The 15,707-nt window shown below is 75.2% G+C and carries 12 protein-coding genes and 1 pseudogene; 6 read left to right on the top strand and 7 right to left on the bottom strand.

All coding sequences use genetic code 11. The features are described 5' to 3' along the window. The first annotated feature begins 33 nt into the window (after positions 1-33). From ACZ7DL_RS24725 to ACZ7DL_RS24715, 3 genes are all read left to right on the top strand, one after another. Positions 34-1,377 carry an SGNH/GDSL hydrolase family protein gene (locus tag ACZ7DL_RS24725; protein ID WP_470777105.1) on the top strand — a complete coding sequence of 448 codons (1,344 nt, stop codon included), beginning with the start codon at positions 34-36 and terminating at the stop codon, positions 1,375-1,377. A gap of 149 nt (positions 1,378-1,526) precedes the next feature. Continuing rightward, a complete protein-coding gene (locus tag ACZ7DL_RS24720) occupies positions 1,527-2,024 on the top strand; it encodes a hypothetical protein (RefSeq protein WP_470777103.1) in 498 nt (165 codons plus the stop codon). A 7-nt stretch (positions 2,025-2,031) separates the two neighbouring features. Then, on the top strand, positions 2,032-6,339 hold the full coding sequence (locus ACZ7DL_RS24715; protein WP_470777278.1) for an HAD-IC family P-type ATPase: 4,308 nt from the start codon (positions 2,032-2,034) through the stop codon (positions 6,337-6,339). A gap of 26 nt (positions 6,340-6,365) precedes the next feature. Here the strand turns inward: ACZ7DL_RS24715 and ACZ7DL_RS24710 are convergent, their stop codons facing one another. Next, positions 6,366-7,445 (bottom strand): NADH:flavin oxidoreductase/NADH oxidase, encoded by a 1,080-nt coding sequence (locus ACZ7DL_RS24710; protein ID WP_470777101.1) that lies wholly within the window; start codon positions 7,443-7,445, stop codon positions 6,366-6,368. Positions 7,446-7,578: 133 nt separating this feature from the next. Here ACZ7DL_RS24710 and ACZ7DL_RS24705 point away from each other — a divergent pair, with 133 nt between their 5' ends. Continuing rightward, positions 7,579-7,935, top strand: coding sequence for an ArsR/SmtB family transcription factor (locus ACZ7DL_RS24705; protein ID WP_470777099.1), 357 nt, complete (start codon positions 7,579-7,581; stop codon positions 7,933-7,935). On the opposite strand, the pseudogene ACZ7DL_RS24700 reads toward ACZ7DL_RS24705, so the two are convergent. The 6 genes and pseudogenes from ACZ7DL_RS24700 to ACZ7DL_RS24675 all read right to left on the bottom strand — a co-directional run. Next, positions 7,855-8,357 (bottom strand): annotated as a pseudogene (locus ACZ7DL_RS24700) (solute carrier family 23 protein); the annotation flags it as partial. The gene ACZ7DL_RS24705 and the pseudogene ACZ7DL_RS24700 sit on opposite strands and share 81 nt — an antisense overlap. A 44-nt stretch (positions 8,358-8,401) precedes the next feature. Then, positions 8,402-9,736 (bottom strand): FAD-dependent oxidoreductase, encoded by a 1,335-nt coding sequence (locus tag ACZ7DL_RS24695; RefSeq protein WP_470777097.1) that lies wholly within the window; start codon positions 9,734-9,736, stop codon positions 8,402-8,404. A gap of 179 nt (positions 9,737-9,915) precedes the next feature. Then, positions 9,916-10,584 carry a TetR/AcrR family transcriptional regulator gene (locus tag ACZ7DL_RS24690; protein ID WP_470777095.1) on the bottom strand — a complete coding sequence of 223 codons (669 nt, stop codon included), beginning with the start codon at positions 10,582-10,584 and terminating at the stop codon, positions 9,916-9,918. A gap of 164 nt (positions 10,585-10,748) precedes the next feature. Further along, complete coding sequence (locus tag ACZ7DL_RS24685; RefSeq protein ID WP_470777093.1) at positions 10,749-11,465, bottom strand: phosphatase PAP2 family protein; 717 nt, start codon at positions 11,463-11,465, stop codon at positions 10,749-10,751. A gap of 170 nt (positions 11,466-11,635) precedes the next feature. After that, entirely contained in the window at positions 11,636-12,571 is a 936-nt protein-coding gene (locus tag ACZ7DL_RS24680) for a M56 family metallopeptidase (protein ID WP_470777276.1), read from the bottom strand. 87 nt (positions 12,572-12,658) lie between these two features. Beyond that, positions 12,659-13,210, bottom strand: coding sequence for a DUF5134 domain-containing protein (locus ACZ7DL_RS24675; RefSeq protein WP_470777091.1), 552 nt, complete (start codon positions 13,208-13,210; stop codon positions 12,659-12,661). A 163-nt stretch (positions 13,211-13,373) separates the two neighbouring features. On the opposite strand from ACZ7DL_RS24675, the gene ACZ7DL_RS24670 reads away from it, so the two are divergent. Together ACZ7DL_RS24670 and ACZ7DL_RS24665 are read left to right on the top strand one after the other, a co-directional pair. Beyond that, positions 13,374-15,080 carry an FUSC family protein gene (locus tag ACZ7DL_RS24670; RefSeq protein WP_470777089.1) on the top strand — a complete coding sequence of 569 codons (1,707 nt, stop codon included), beginning with the start codon at positions 13,374-13,376 and terminating at the stop codon, positions 15,078-15,080. Next, the gene (locus ACZ7DL_RS24665) at positions 15,077-15,652 is read left to right on the top strand and encodes a MarR family winged helix-turn-helix transcriptional regulator (protein WP_470777087.1); all 576 of its coding nucleotides are present in this window, start codon (positions 15,077-15,079) and stop codon (positions 15,650-15,652) included. Before ACZ7DL_RS24670 ends, ACZ7DL_RS24665 begins: the two co-directional genes overlap by 4 nt. The last annotated feature ends 55 nt before the right edge of the window (positions 15,653-15,707 follow it).

Below are 15,707 nucleotides of genomic sequence, written 5' to 3'. Positions count from 1 at the left end.
CGTCGTCCCCCTCCCGCATCCCGAAAGGCCCCCGTGAAGCCGTCCAGCAGAACGCCGTTCGCCACCCTGCTCAGCATCTGCGTCCTCGTCCTCGCCCTCGTCGTGACGGGCTCGGCGGTCACGGCACTGGTCACACGGACCGCCCCGGCCGCCGCCCCCGCCCCCGCCACCGCCGCTGCCGGCCCCGGCCGGCACTGGGTGAACACCTGGACCGGGATGCCCCAGCTGACCGAGCCCGCCAACCTGCCGCCCGCGCCGTACACCGGAGCGGACTCGGTGCTCGTCGACACCACCCTGCGGCAGACCGTGCGCGTCACCACCGGAGGTCCGCGCATCCGGCTGCGCTTCTCCAACGCGTACGGCGACACCCCGCTGCCGCTCACCGCCGTCACCGTGGCCCTGCCCAGAGACGGCAAGGCCGGCGTCAGCGCGGTCGAGCCCGGAAGCCTGCGCCGGGTCACCTTCGCGGGCCGGGAGGCCGCGACCGTCCCGGTCGGCGCCCAGCTGGTCTCCGACCCGCTCGACTTCCCGCTGCGCGCTGCATCCGAGCTGACGGTGACGGCGTACACGGCGCGCGGCCAGGCGTCGCTCGCGCTCACCTCCCACCCCGGCTCGCGCACCACGTCGTACCTCGTGCACGGCGACCACACGCGCGACCCGGACCTCCCGGGCGCGACCGCCGTCGACCACTGGTACCTGCTCAGTGACGTGGAGGTACTGGCACCGGCGCGGACCGAGGCGGTGGCCGTCGTCGGCGACTCGCTGACCGACGGACGCGGCTCTACGACCAACGGCAACGACCGCTGGCCCGACCGGTTCTTCGACCGCCTCCACAACCACCCCGCCACCGCGGACACCGCCGTCCTCAACCAGGCGGCCGGTGGCAACCGCGTCCTCGCCGACGGACTCGGCCCCAACGTGCTCGCCCGTCTCGACCGGGACGTCCTGGCCCGCAGCGGAGTGGCCTGGCTGATCGTCTTCGAGGGCGTCAACGACATCGGCACCGCCGCCCCCACCCCCGAAGCACAGCGCGCGCTCACCGACGACCTGATCGCCGGGTACCGGCAGATCGTCGTCCGCGCCCACGCCCAGGGCATCAGGGTCTACGGCGCGACCCTCACCCCGTTCGGCGGCAGCACCCTGTACGACGACCCGGCGGGGGAGCGGGAGGCATCCCGGCAGCGGGTCAACGCCTGGATCCGCGGCGCCGGTCACTTCGACGCGGTGATCGACTTCGACCGGGCGGTACGCGACCCCGCGGCACCGGACCGGCTGCTGCCCGCGCTGCACGCCGGGGACTGGCTTCACCTCAACCCCGAGGGGTACCGGGTGCTCGCCGCGGCCGTGCCCGAGGGGCTGTTCCGCCGTACCCCGTGAGACGGATCGGGGTGCGCGGGGCGGGTGGCGCCGGAGGGCGCCCTGCCGTTCCCTGGGGAGGGAGGGCATTCCCTGGAAAAAAGGGGGATGACCAGTGCGGTTGTGGGCACTCGGTGGGGCACGTCGGACGAATCCACCCGAGGAGAGTCATGGCTGAGCAGAAGTCGTCGTCGGTCCTCACGGCGCCCCTGCGCGGCGCGGCCTCGGTCCTGCGCAGGGTGCCCGGTGCCGGAACGGTGAGCCGGGCCGCCGAGGACACACTGGACAAGGTCGGCGCGGTCTCGCCGCGCGGACGGCGCATGGCGGTGTATGCCGGGGCCGGGGTGCTCGGTGCCGCGGGCGTCGTGGAGTGGCCCGTCGCCCTGACCGGCGCGGCGGTGGCCTGGCTCACCCAGCCCCGGCCCGCGCCGCACGCGGAGGGAGAGTCCGCACAGCACCCCGAACCCGCCCACGACCTCGGCACCGCGGCGCTCAGGTCCGGCAGCGCAACGGCCGGCCACCCGGAGGCCCCGGGCGGCACCGAGGCATCCGGTCATGCCGGGGCAGCCGGTCCGCCCGGAGAGTCGCACGGCGTCCGCGCGTCGGCGGGCAAGCCGTCCAGCGGTCCGCTCGGCCCGACCGCGCGGCCCGACCGCACCTCGCTCTAGGGAGGTCCTGGTGCTCGGTCTGCTGACGGTGCCCTCGGCCGCCGCCCGCCTGCTGCCCGCGGCGCCCCGGCTGCTCGCGCGGGCGGCGGCACCGGCGGTCGGCATGGCCGCCGGTGCCGCCGCCGGAACCGCGCGTGCCGGTGTGCGCAGCGCGGACGCCGCCGCCCGGGTGGCCCGGGTGGCCCGCAACGCACTGCCCGGCGCCGGCGACCACTGGCGGTCCGGCGCCCGCGCGCATCTGGCCCTGCGGCCCGTGGAGCACGAAAGCGTGCGGCTTGCGGGCGGAACGGCACACCTCGCGCGCCGGGTCGCCGAGACACTGGCCGAACGCCCGGACGTCCTGGTCGCCTACTGGGACGAGGGACTCGCACGCCTGGTGGTGACCGCGACCGGTGAGGAGGCCGCCGACCGGGTCCTGGAACACGCGGCCGACCTCGCCGAGCGGCACGGACTCGTGCTGGCCGCCGGGGACGTGGAGGAGACCACACACCCGGCCGACCCCGCCGGGGTGCGCGGCGCGGTGGCCACGCTCGCCGCCGACGGCGTCGGAATCGGCGTCGCCATGGCCGCGTACGCGCTGCGGCTGCCGCCCTCGCCGCGGATGGTGACCGCGGCCGTGACCCTGCTGCGGGAGAACCCGCGCTTTCGCGCCTGGCTGCGCACCCGGCTCGGCGACTCCCGCATGGACCTGCTGCTGGCCTGTGCGAACGCCGCCGCGCACGGCGCCGGCCAGACCCCCACCTCGCTCGTGCTCGACGGCACGCTGCGGGCTTGCCAGGTGGCCGAGACGGTGGCGCGTTCGGCCGCCTTCGACGCGGTGCACGACCGGCTGTGCGCGCCCGACCGGGTCAGCCTCGCCGCGGACGGCCCGCCGCGTCCCCCGCTGCGCGTCTCCCCGGCCCAGGAGTACGCGGCCCACGCCTCCGCGGGCAGTGTGCTGGGCGCGGCCGCCACCCTGCTGGTCAAGCACGACGGCGCCGAGGCGGCGGAGGCGGTGCTGGCCGGTTCCCCGAAGGCCGCCCGCTACGGCCCCGCCGCCTTTCACGCCGTGCTCAGCGCCGCACTGGCGCGTACGGGGGTGCTGGTGCGCTCCCCGGAGCGGCTGCGCCAACTGGAGATGGCCGGCACGGTCGTCCTGCACCCCGGCGCGCTGCGCACCGAGGACGGCGAGCCGGACCCGTGGGCCGAGCCGGTGCTGGACGCGGCCCGCCGGGCGGGACTCCGGGTCGTGCTCGTGGACGACCCGGCCCTGGAGGACTTCACGGGGCTCGCGGACCAGGTCGTCGACGCCCGCCGGCCGCTGGACGACGTCGTGTACGAGGCGCGCGGTGACGAGGGCGCCGTGCTGGTGGTCGCCCGGGTGCGCGGCGCCGACGAACACCACGTCCTGGACGCGCTGCGCGCCGCCGATGTCGCGGTGGCCCTGACCGACCGGGACGGAGCGGTCGTGTGGGGCGCGGACATCCTCGCCCTGCACGGGCTGCCGGACGTGTGGCGGGTGCTCACCGCGATTCCGGCCGCCCGCGGGGTGGGCCGACGGGCCCAGACCCTGGCCCGCTCCGGTGCCGCGCTGTCGGGACTGCTGGTGGCGATCGGCGAGTCCGGCGGCGGCCGCGGGCGCCGCTCCATGCTGCCCGGGCTCAGGCACGCCCCCGTCGACGTCGGCGCCGCGACGGCACTGCTGTCCGGCACACGGGCCGCGCTCGGCGTGGCCCTGGCCCGCGCCCCGCATCCGCGGCCCCGGGTGCACTGGCACGAGCTGGACCCCGCCGAGGCCCGGGACCGCCTGGCCCACGAACCGGCGGCCGAGACCGGCCCGTTCGACCAGCTGACCACCCGCGTACGCAAGGCGGCCGAGGGCGTCACCCGGCATCCGGCAGCCGCCCCCGCCCGCTGGTCCTACCGGCTCGGCCGGGCCGTCCGCGGGGAACTGCACGACCCGCTCACACCGGTACTGGCGGTCGGTTCGGCGGCGTCTGCGATCCTCGGTTCCGTCGTGGACGCACTGCTCGTCGTCGGCGCACTCGATCTGAACGCGCTGGTCGGCGGCATCCAGCGGCTGCGGGCCGAACAGGCACTGTCCGGCCTGGTCGCCGAGCAGAAGCAGAAGGCGCGCGTGGTAGCGCCGGAGGGCGAGGCCCCGGCCGGCGGCACCCGCACCGTCGAGGCGGGCAAGCTCCGGCCGGGCGACGTGGTCCAGCTCAAGGCGGACGACGTGGTGCCCGCCGACGCCCGGCTGCTGTGGCAGGACGGCCTGGAGGTGGACGAGTCCGCCCTGACCGGCGAGTCGCTGCCGGTGGAGAAGCAGACGGCCGCCACCCCGCACGCCCCGGTGGCCGACCGGCGCTGCATGCTCTTCGAGGGGACGACCGTGGTGGCGGGGGAGGCGCGGGCCGTCGTGGTCGACACCGGCGACCGCACCGAGGCCGCCCGGGCCGTCCACCTCGCCGCGCGCACGCCCCCGGCCGGTGGTGTGCAGGCCAGGCTCCAGGAACTCACCCGCAAGGCGCTGCCGCTGACGCTGGCCGGCGGCGCCGCCGTCACCGGTCTCGCGCTGGTGCGGGGCACCCCGATCCGCGAGGCGGTCAGCGGTGGAGTCGCGGTGGCCGTGGCCGCCGTACCGGAAGGGCTGCCGCTGGTGGCGACGGTCGCCCAGCTGGCCGCCGCCCGGCGGCTGAGCCGGGGCGGTGTCCTGGTCCGCACTCCGCGCACGCTGGAGGCGCTGGGCCGTATGGACACCATCTGCTTCGACAAGACCGGCACGCTCACCGAGAACCGGCTGCGCCTGGTGCGTACCGCCGACGTCGACGGCGCGGTCCACGCGGTGGACGACCGCGGCTCCGAGGAGACGATCCGGGCCGCCGCACGGGCCTGTCCGCAGCTCAACGGCGGCTCCGACCGGCCGGTGCACGCCACCGACGAGGCCGTGCTGGCCGCCGCCGGCCCCGACCCGGACTGGACCCAGCTCGCCGCGCTGCCCTTCGAGGCCGCGCGCGGGTACGCCGCCGCCGTCGGCCGGAGCGGGGACGGCCCGCCCGTGCTCGTGGTCAAGGGCGCCCCGGAGACCGTGCTGCCCGCCTGCTCCGGGCTGCCGGAGCACGCCTCCGACGGCGCGCACGCGCTGGCCGGGGGCGGCCTGCGGGTGCTGGCGGTGGCAGAACGGCGGCTCGCCGAGGGTGAGCAGGAGTCCGACGCCCTCGAACAGGCGCTGCGGAACCTGGAGTTCACCGGCCTGCTGGCGCTGTCCGACGTACCGCGCGAGACCTCCACGGCGCTCGTGACCGGGCTGAACGGGGCGGGCGTACGACCGGTCATGCTCACCGGGGACCATCCGCAGACCGCGCGGGCCATCGCCGCCGAGCTGGGCTGGCCCGAGGACACCGTGGTGGTCACCGGCGACGAGCTGGCCGCGTCGGATCGCGCGGCCCGGGCCCGGATGCTGCGCGACGCGGGCGTGGTGGCCCGGGTGGCGCCCGAACAGAAGCTCCAGGTCGTGGAGGCGCTGAGGGACGCGGGCCGGGTGGTCGGCATGGTCGGCGACGGCGCCAACGACGCCGCGGCGATCCGCGCCGCCGACATCGGCGTCGGCATCAACGCGCGCGGGTCGGCCGCCGCGCGCAACGCCGCGGACATCGTGCTGACCGACGACGACCTGACGGTGCTGATCGACGCGGTCGGTGAGGGCCGCGCCCTGTGGCACAGCGTGGCCGACGCGATCGCCATCCTGATCGGCGGCAACGCGGGCGAGGTCGGGTTCGGCCTCCTCGGCACGCTGCTGTCCGGGCGGGCGCCGCTGTCCACCCGGCAGATGCTCATGGTGAACCTGTTCACCGACCTGTTCCCGTCGATGGCGGTTGCGGTGACGGAGAAGGAGGACGCGCAGGCCACGCTACGCGCGCAGGGCGGGTCGCCGGAGGACGCCTCCGCGGTCCTGGGCGACCCGCTGCTGCGGCAGATCCGGCACCGGGCCCTGACCACCTGCCTGGGGGCGGTCACGGCCTGGCTGTTCGGCCGCTTCACCCCGGGCACCGCCCGCCGCTCCAGCACCATGGCGCTGTGCGGGGTGGTCGGCACCCAGCTGGTGCAGACCCTGCTCGACCGGCGCGACAGCCGCCTGGTGCAGGTCACCTCGCTGGGCTCCGCCCTCGCCCTGGTGGCCGTGGTGCAGACCCCCGGCATCAGCCGTGCCTTCGGCTGCACCCCGCTCGGCCCGGTCGCCTGGGCCGGTGTCGTGGCCGCGATCGCCCTGGCACTGGCGGGTCAGCGGACCCTGCCCCGCCTGGAACAGACCATCGTCCGCCTGCTGCCGGGCTGAGGCCCGGGTTCCGTGGCCGGGCCGGTTCAGACCGACCGGTGGTACTGGTCCGGTACCCGGACCTCCCCGCCCAGTTCCCGGGCGGCCTGGCGGGCCCAGGACGGGTTGCGCAGCAGCTCCCGGCCGAGGAGGACGGCGTCGGCCTCGCCGTTCAGGAGGATCTTCTCCGCCTGGGCGGCCTCGGTGATCAGGCCCACCGCGGCGGCCGGCAGCGGGGTCTCGGTCTTCACCCGGGTGGCGAACGGCACCTGGTAGCCCGGACCGGTCGGGATGGTCACGCCGGCGGCGAGGCCGCCGGTGGAGACGTCGAGCAGGTCGATGCCGTGCGCGTGCAGATCGCGCGCGAAGCGGACGGTGTCGTCGGCGGTCCAGCCGTCTTCCTCCAGCCAGTCGGTCGCCGAGATGCGGAAGAACAGCGGCTTGTCCGCGGGCCACACCTCCCGTACGGCGTCCACGACTTCGAGGGGGAACCGGGTGCGGTTCTCGTACGAGCCGCCGTAGGCGTCGGTGCGGTGGTTGGAGTGGGGGGAGAGGAACTGGTTGATCAGGTATCCGTGGGCGCCGTGGATCTCGGCGACCTCGAAACCCGCGGCGAGCGCCCGGCGCGCGGCCGTGGCGAACTGGCCGACGATCTCCTGGATCCGCTCGACGGTCAGCTCGGTGGGCACGGGGTGATGCCCGTCGAACGGCACCGCGCTCGGGGCCAGCGGCTGCCAGCCGTGCGCCTCCGGTCCGACGGGCGCGCCGCCCTTCCAGGGCTGGTCGGTGGAGGCTTTGCGGCCGGCGTGCGCGAGCTGGATGCCCGGTACGGTGCCCTGGGCGGCGAGGAAGCGGGTGATCCGGCGGAAGGCGTCCACCTGGGTGTCGTTCCACAGGCCCAGGTCGTACGGGGAGATCCGGCCCTCGGGCGAGACCGCGGTGGCCTCGACGAGGATGAGCCCGGTGCCGCCGGCGGACCGCGCCGCGTAGTGCGCGAAGTGCCAGTCGTGCGGGGCACCGGCGGGCGGGCCCTCCGGCTCGGCCGAGTACTGGCACATCGGGGCCATCCACACCCGGTTCGGGAAGGTCAGCTCGCGCAGGGTGAGGGGCTCGAAGAGGGCGCTCACGACGGACTCCATTCGTCACGGGACCGCTGGTCGGCTCGTACGATAACCCTCGTACTACGAGAAGTGTCAAACTACGGCGACTCTCGTACTATGGTTCCGGCCGCAGAACTCCGCGACGAAAGGGGCGGTCGACATGACCGACACCGCCGTCACCGGCCGTGCGCTGCCGCACCCGGAGCGGGAGCAGATCCGGCTGGAGTCCGTGCTGCACGCGCTCTCCGACCCGATGCGGATGCAGATCGTGCGTGAACTCGCCGCCTGCGATGAGGAGTTGACCTGCTCGCAGTTCGAACTGCCGGTGACCAAGTCCACCACCACACACCACTTCCGGGTGCTGCGGGAGAGCGGGGTCATCCGGCAGGTCTACCGGGGCACGGCCAAGATGAACGGGCTGCGCCGGGACGATCTGGACGGCCTCTTCCCGGGACTGCTCGACAGCCTTCTCTCCGCCGCCGACCGGCAGGCCGGCCGACTGCGCGACGGCGGCTGAAGCACCCTTCGCCGGAAGGCGGTTGAAGAGCAGGTTCAGCACGATCGAGGACAGGCAGCCCGCGCTGATACCGCTGTTCATCACCGTCTGGAACCAGTCCGGGAACTGCGCGTACACCGTGGGCACGCCCACCGGCAGCATGCCGATCGCCACCGAGACGCCACGACCGTCAGGTTGTCGTTGCCCCTGAAGCCGACCCGGGCCAGCGTCCGCAGCCCGCTCGCCGCGACCGTACCGAACATCACCAGACCGGCCCCGCCGAGCACCGGCGCCGGGATCGCCGCGACCACCGCGCCCAGTTTGGGCAGCAGACCCAGCCGCACCAGGATCCCGCCGGCCGCCGCGACCACCCAGCGGCTGCGCACCCCGGTCATCCCGACCAGGCCCACGTTCTGCGCGTACGCCGTGTACGGGGGCCTGTTGCCGCCGTGTGTCCTGTCCGCCCGGCCGCCGGGCACCTCCCGGGCTACGACACCCGCGCCGCGCCGAGCAGTGCGTCCCAGTCGGCCAGCTTGACCACGCTCCGCCCCAGCCGGGCCCCCAGCTCCGCCTCGGCCCGCTCGATCGCCAGCCACCCGTCCCAGGGCACGGGATCGATGCCGGCCGCCCGCAGCTCCGCGGCCGGATCCGCCGGCACGTCCTCGCGGCCGAGTGCGGGAGCGTCCGCGAGCAGGGAGGTCACCGTCTCCTTGGCGCAGGGCCGGTTGGTCCCGATGACCCCCGTCGGGCCGCGCTTGATCCACCCGGCGACATACTCGCCGGGGGAGGGCACGCCGTCGCGCAGCACGCGGCCCTCCTGATGCGGGACCGTGCCGCTCGCCGGGTCGAACGGCAGCCCGTCCAGCGGCACTCCGCGATAGCCCACCGAGCGCAGCACCAGCTGCGCGGGCACGTCCTCGTACCGGCCCGTGCCGGTCACGCCGCCCTGGCCGTCCGGGACCGTGCGCTCGAAGCGGACGGCGCCCACCCGGCCGCCCTCCGCGAGGAGTTCCACCGGACGCAGGAAGAACCGCAGCCGGATCCGCCGGGCGGCCGGCACCAAGGGCCGTGCGGCCCAGTCGCGCAGCACCTCCACATTGCGGCGCTGTCCGGCCGGCAGCGCGCCCGGATCGGCCGGGTCGAGGGCCAACTCCGCTTCGTCCACGACCACTTCGGTGCCGGGCAGCCCGCCCAGCTCGCGCAGTTCCTTGGTGGTGAAACGGGCCTGGGCGGGGCCGCGCCGGCCCACCATGTGCACCTCGGTGAGCCCGCTCGCCGCCAGCGCGTCCAGCGCGGCCTGCGGGATGTCCGTGGGACGCAGCTCCGCCGCGCCCCGGACCAGCATCCGGGTGACGTCCACCGCGACATTGCCCACCCCGATGACGACCGCGGACCGCACCCCGCGCAGGAAATCCGCGTCGGCCGCGTCCGGATGCGCGCTGTACCAGGACACGAACTCGGTCGCCGACCAGCTGCCCGGCAGCTCCTCGCCGGGGATCCCGAGCCGGCGGTCGGTGGCGGCGCCCACGCAGTACACCACCGCGTGGTAGAGGTTCTTGAGCCGCGCCACCGGCAGGCCGCCGGGGCCGCCCACCCGGACCCCGCCGAGGAAGCGCACCCGCTCGTCCTCCAGCACCGTTCGCAGGCTGCCCTGGAGGGACTTGATCTTCTCGTGGTCCGGCGCGACGCCGTAGCGGACCAGGCCGTAGGGACACGGCAGCCGGTCCAGGACGTCCACGCGGACCTCGGGATCACGCTGCACCAGGCTCTGGGCGGTGTAACACCCGCTAGGCCCGGAACCGACGACGGCGACACGCAGCACAGCGGTACTCCTTGCCCGAAGGAACCCGAAGGAAGGGGTGTGCGGACGGCTCCAGCATCGCACTCCCGGGCCTCGGACGGCAGGGGCCGGTGGGGTGATCCGCACGCGGGTCCGTACGGGACGTGATCATGCGGTTACGTCACGTGCGCGCTTGAAGCATCCTTTCTCAATCTTTCCGATCAGGATCCGCCCGGCCGCTCCTCCGTGGCGAAGAACCGGGACAGATCCTCTTCCGGCGCCCCCGCGCCCGGGTCGCTCTCCGGGGGCATGCCCATCTCCCGGTCGAGGCCGTACCGCTGGAACAGCTCGGCCCGCAGCACCGGGACGGGCATCGGCACCCCCGGCACCAGCGCCGCGAACACCGCGCCCATCAACAGGGCCCGCAGCATCGGATAGTCGGCCGTGACGTCCTGCGCGCCGTACCGGGCGACGGTGTCCCCGAGCAGTTCCGCCAGCCGGCGCTGCTCCGGGCACTGCACGAAGCCCTCCGCCTGGAGGAGCCCCGCCATGTGCTGGCGCATCAGCACGGGGCGGTCCCGGGCGAGGCCGAGGATCGCGTCGATGGCCCGGGCCAGCCGCTCCCGGCCGTCCTCGGTCCGCGGCTCCCGCTCCAGCGCCTCCTCCAGCGTGCGGTGCATCAGCCGGTGCACGGCGGACTGCACCAACTGGCGCTTGCCGGGGAAGTAGTACGACACCAGTCCGCGCGCGGAACCGGCCCGGTCCGCGATGTCGCCCAGCGTCGTGGCCTCGAACCCGTGCTCGCCGACCAGTTCCACGGCGGCCTGGAGCAGCCGTTCCCGGGAACGCCGCCGCAATTCTTCATTGACCGAGGCGCTGCGCGGGGACATTCTGAAACTCCTGCGTTGACTGGCTGCCAGCCAACTATACTCAACGCGGCGGGCGTTCCGGTGTTCCGGACTGCCCGGCAAGTCCGTCCGTCTGGGGCGACGCGGGGGATCGTCTCAGACGGACGGCACGGATTCCGCGGCGGTGTACCGGCTCACCTGACCACCTACTCGCGGCGGCGTACCCGCCGTTCCGTCCGGCCGTCCCGTGGCCACTCGTACGCCATCACGGCCAGCGCCACCAGCAGTGCCCCGAACAGCCACCCGCCGAGCACGTCCGAGGGCCAGTGGACGCCCAGCCACACCCGGGTCACGCCCACGCCCACCACCGAGACGAGCGCCGCCGCCACGGCCGTCCACCACAGGGTGCGGCCCGGGCGGGAGCGGTGCAGCAGCCACAGCAGCAGCCCGCAGGCCACGGTGGCGGTCATCGCGTGACCGGACGGAAAGGCCGCGTAGTGGGCGGAGTCGACCGGGTCCGGCCAGACCGGGCGGGGGCGGCCGACGGCGGCCTTCACCGACTGCTGCGCGATCGTGGCCAGCGCAAGGGTGACGGCCAGCCACAGCGCCGTCCACCAGGCCGCCCGGCGCCAGAGCAGCCACAGCGCCACCGTCGCGCACAGCAGGCGCATGGTGAGCGGGTCCCACACCCAGTCCGTCAGCACCCGGAAGACATGCGTCGTCTCGCGGTCGTGGACCGCCCAACGGTGCGTGGTGCGGGAGATGCCACCGTCCAGGGTGACCAAGGGGTGCCAGCGCGTCACGACGAGGGTGAGCAGCAGCACCGTACAGCCGCCCAGGACGGCGGCCACGCGGGTGGCCGTACGGCAGGCCGGGGAGTGGGGGGACGGCGACGGAGAGCGGGTGGCGGGGGGACGGTGCATGCCGCGATCTTCGTTCACCGGGACGGCGGTGGCCAAGACCGGCGTGACGGGAACGCGGGTGCACGGTCCCGCTGGTCGACTCCGCCGGCCGTGCCACCGCAGGCCGTTCGGCTCCGGAGACCGTGCCGAGGCGCCACAGCGTCGTCATGCCGCACCGACCCGGACCCGTCTCAGCCCAGTGCCCGCAAGCCGGGTACCAGTGCCACCAGCACCGGAAGCACCGGTACCAGTGCGGCGGCCGCCGTCAGGCGCAGTCGGCGCAGGGGCGGGAGCCGGTCCGGGGCGGTCAGCAGGCGCTGCACGCGCTGCGGCACATGCGCCTGCGGAGTGGGACCGGGCCCGAACACGCCCCGCTCCTCGTTGAGTTCGACCAGGGCCAGGGCCGTGGTCAGCCTGCCGAAGCGCCGGGAGGCCATGTCGTCGGCGGCCAGCTCGACCAGCCGGTGCATCTCGTCGCGGAACGCGGCGAACACCGGGACCTGCGGGAACCCGCCCGCCAGCGCCGCCGAACAGTGCAGCAGCCAGTCGTGCCGGGCCTGCGCGTGCCCCTGTTCGTGCGCGAGCAGCGCGTCCAGCTGACGTCCCTTCAGGCGGCGCAGCGCGGCCGTGGTGATGACCAGCCGGGGCGCCGTGCCGGGCAGCCACCAGGCGTCGGGGCGGTCGCCCTCCAGCACCACCAGTCGGCCGCTCGCCGGCTCCTCGCCCGGCAACAGCGGTGCGCGCAGGAGCAGTTCGGCCCGCCGGCCACGCCGCCGCGCCCGGGCCCGTACGACCTCGCGGACCAGCATCACCAGACTCCACAGGCCGCCGCCGGCGAGCAGGACGGCGGTGGGAGCCGCCCAGGGACCGGCCGTACCGAGGGCGTAGGCGTCCACGACACCGCGCGGCGCCGTGGCGAACACATGCCCGCGCACCGCCTGCCAGGCCGCCGCCGCGCTGAGTGTCATCGACAGGGCGCAGCACATCAGGACGGCCGCCACGACGCACTGCCACACCCAGAGGGCGACGACCGGCTCGCGGTCCGGCCAGTCGACCCGGGCGAGCAGCCGCGGGGCGACGACGGCGGTCAGGGCGCCGAGCAGCAGCAGGGTCACGGAGACCATCATGGTCAGCACCCTATGAGCGCGGGAGCGCTCACGGGTACGGTCCACGGCGCCGAAGTGACGCACACAACGTGGTGTTCCCGAGCCCGGTCACAGCGTCAGCAGCATCGCCACCATGCCGATCCCCATCGACAGCCGGCACGCCCGTGCCAGCTCCGGGCGGTCGCCCCAGCGGGCCGGAGCGGTCCCGCCCGCCGGGGTGGCGGCGGGCACCAGACGGGCGCCGGAGAGCAGCACATAGCCCGTGAAGTACAGCAGGAGTGCGCCGGTCAGCAGCGGCACACCGGTGCCGCCGTGCGCGTGGTGGGCGGCCGACGGGGCCACCGCCATCGCCACCGCCATGTAGACCATCGCGGCGCTGCCCACCAGGTGGTGCAGGTGATGCGGACCGCCGCGCGCGCACCACACCGCCCGAAGGGCCGCCGCGCCGAACACGGCCGCGTACACCGGCCACGCCCACCGGGGCGGTGTGAACGCCGCCGCCGGTACGGCCATCGCGGCCATGCCGAAGCCCATCAGCGCCTCGCCACCCGCGGCCCGGCGCTGTTCCTCGACGCCGCTGCGCATCCGCAGCAGGCAGTAGGCCCCGGCCGCCGCGCCCAGCGCGACCAGCAGCCAGGCTGTCGACACCGGTCCGTGCACGCGCACCTCCCCGCTCGACGTTCGGTCGAGGGTTGCGATGCCCAGAGCGGGCGGAGCGCACGCGAGCGCAAGGAAGTACACGGGGAGCATGCGGGGGAGCACGGCCGGTGAACACCGCCACCTCTAATTATTTTACGAGTAAAACACGTGTTAACTTGGTGGTATGCGCAGTGCGACCTCCCACCGTCTTCCCCTCGCCGGAGTGCTCCGCCTCGGCCGCCCCTCCGACATCTGGTTCAAGCCCGCGCTGAGCGTGGTCGCCGCGGTCGCCCCGCCCAACCTCACCCTGCTCGCGCTCGGCCGCCTCGACCTCGCGATGTACACCATGGCCGGCTCGCTGTGCGCGCTCTACGGCCACAACCGCCCCTACGCCGCCCGGGCCCGCGCCCTGGCCTGGGTGGTGCTCGGCATGGTCGGAGGCCTCGCCGTCGCCCTGCTCGCCGCGGCGCTCACCACGAACGCCGTCGTCCTCGTCACCGTCGGCGCCGTCCTCGCCGCCCTCCAGAAGACCGCGTGCGACGTCACCCGCACCGGGCCGCCCGGCAACGTGGTCCTCACCTTCATCAGCTCCGCCTCGCTGTTCGCGCCACAGACCCTCGGCCAGGTCCCCGGGCACGTCGGGCTGGCCCTGGCCGCGGGCGCCTGGGCCTGGCTGGTCGGCATGGCGCCCGGGCTACTGCGCCCGCACGGCCCCGAGCGCCGCGCCACCGCCCAGGCCCTGAACGCCGCCGCCGCGTACGGCGACACACGCGGCACCGCCGACGGCCACGCCCGGGCCCGCGCCGCGACCGCCGCCGCGATCCACGCCGCCTGGCAGTCGCTGCTCGCCGCAGGCGCCCGCCCCGACCGCACCCGGCGCGCCCTCGAACAGCTCCTCGTCCGCGCCGAGGTCGCCCTCGCCGCGCCCGCCGACACCGACCCCGCCCGGCTCCGCCGCTGGGCCCGTGAGCTGCACGGCACCGGCCGGATACCGCGCGTCGACCAGCCGCGCGAGTCCGCCGACGAACTCCTCGGCGTGGCCGCCGAACGGGCCCTGCCGCGCCGGCCGCTGCGGCACCGCCTCGCCCCCTTCGCGCCGATCGCCGCGCGCACCGCGCTGGGCTGCGTCCTCGCCGGATACGCCGCCCTCGCGCTCGGCGTCGGCCGCCCGTACTGGGCGCTGGTCACCGCGGCCTCCCTCTACCAGGCCAACGTCACCCTCACCTGGAGCCGGGGCGTCCAGCGTGTCGTCGGCAACCTCGTCGGCGTCCTCGTCTTCGCCGCCCTCGCCCCGCTCGCCCACCTGCACCCCGCCGCCCTGGTGCTGTGCTCGCTGGCCCTCAACTTCGGCGCCGAGGCGCTCATCGGGCGCAACTACTGGCTGGGCAGCGTCTGCGTCACCCCGATGGCCCTGCTCATCACCGAGTTCGCCCGTAGCCAGAACCCGGCCGAGCTGATCACCGACCGGGTCGTGGACACCCTCCTCGGCGCTCTGGTCGGCTTCGTCGCCGCCGTCGCCGTCACGAACCGGCGCGCGGGCGACCGCCTGGACCACGCGCTGACAGCGGCCGAGCGCGCCCGCGAGAACGCCGCCCGCCTGCTCGCCGAGCCGCACCCGGCGCCCCGCGCCCTGGAGTCCGCCCGCCGCACCCTCGCCGCCGCCCTGGTCGACCTGCGCGCCACGGCCGACGCCGCCTCCGGCGAGTGGTGGCAACGCGCCCTGCCCGAGGAGCGGGTCGTGCTCACCGAGCAGTCCGGACACCGTACGCTCGCGGCGACGGTACGGCGTCAGGGGCTCGTACCGCACGACCAGGAGCAGGGCCAGGGCCAGGGTCAGGACCCGGACCGGGACCGCGACCGGGGCAGGACGACGGAGGACATGCGGCCATGACGGCGACGAACGGCGGACCGACGCCCGGGAGCGACGCGACCGGTGCCACGGACGGCACCGATACGGCGCGGAGCGACACCGTCTCCGCCGTCGTCCGCCAGTGGCGGGCCGTCCACCCGCAGCTGGACACCGGGCCCATGGAGATCATCGGCCGGATCAACCGCTGCGCCGCCCTGCTCCAGCAGGCCGAGGACGCGCCGCTGCGCCGGGCCGGTCTGAGCCGCCCCGAGTTCGACCTGCTCGGCGCGCTGCGCCGCACCGGCCACGAGCTGACCCCGGGCGAGCTGGCCCGGGAGACCTTCTCCTCCGGCGCCGCCGTAACCAAGCGGCTCAAGCAGCTCACCGAGCGTGGCCTGGTCGAACGGCGCGGCGACGCCCGCGACCGCCGCGTCGCCCATCTCCGCCTCACCGACGCCGGCCGCGACCTGGTCGACGGCATCCTGCCCGAGCAACTCGCCTACGAGACAGCCGTACTCTCCGTCCTGCCCGCCGAGGGGCAGGGCGAACTGGCGGCCCGGCTGGCCGAGCTGCTCGGCCGCCTGGAGGGCCGGATGGGCGCGCTGCGCGCGTAGCGGGGCACCGGGCCGGCGCCCCGCCCGGCACGGGCGTCGGCCTGATGCGTACGAC

It is taken from the genome of Streptomyces sp. NPDC036984, assembly GCF_055607665.1.
This window is presented reverse-complemented; position numbering and strand designations above follow the sequence as displayed.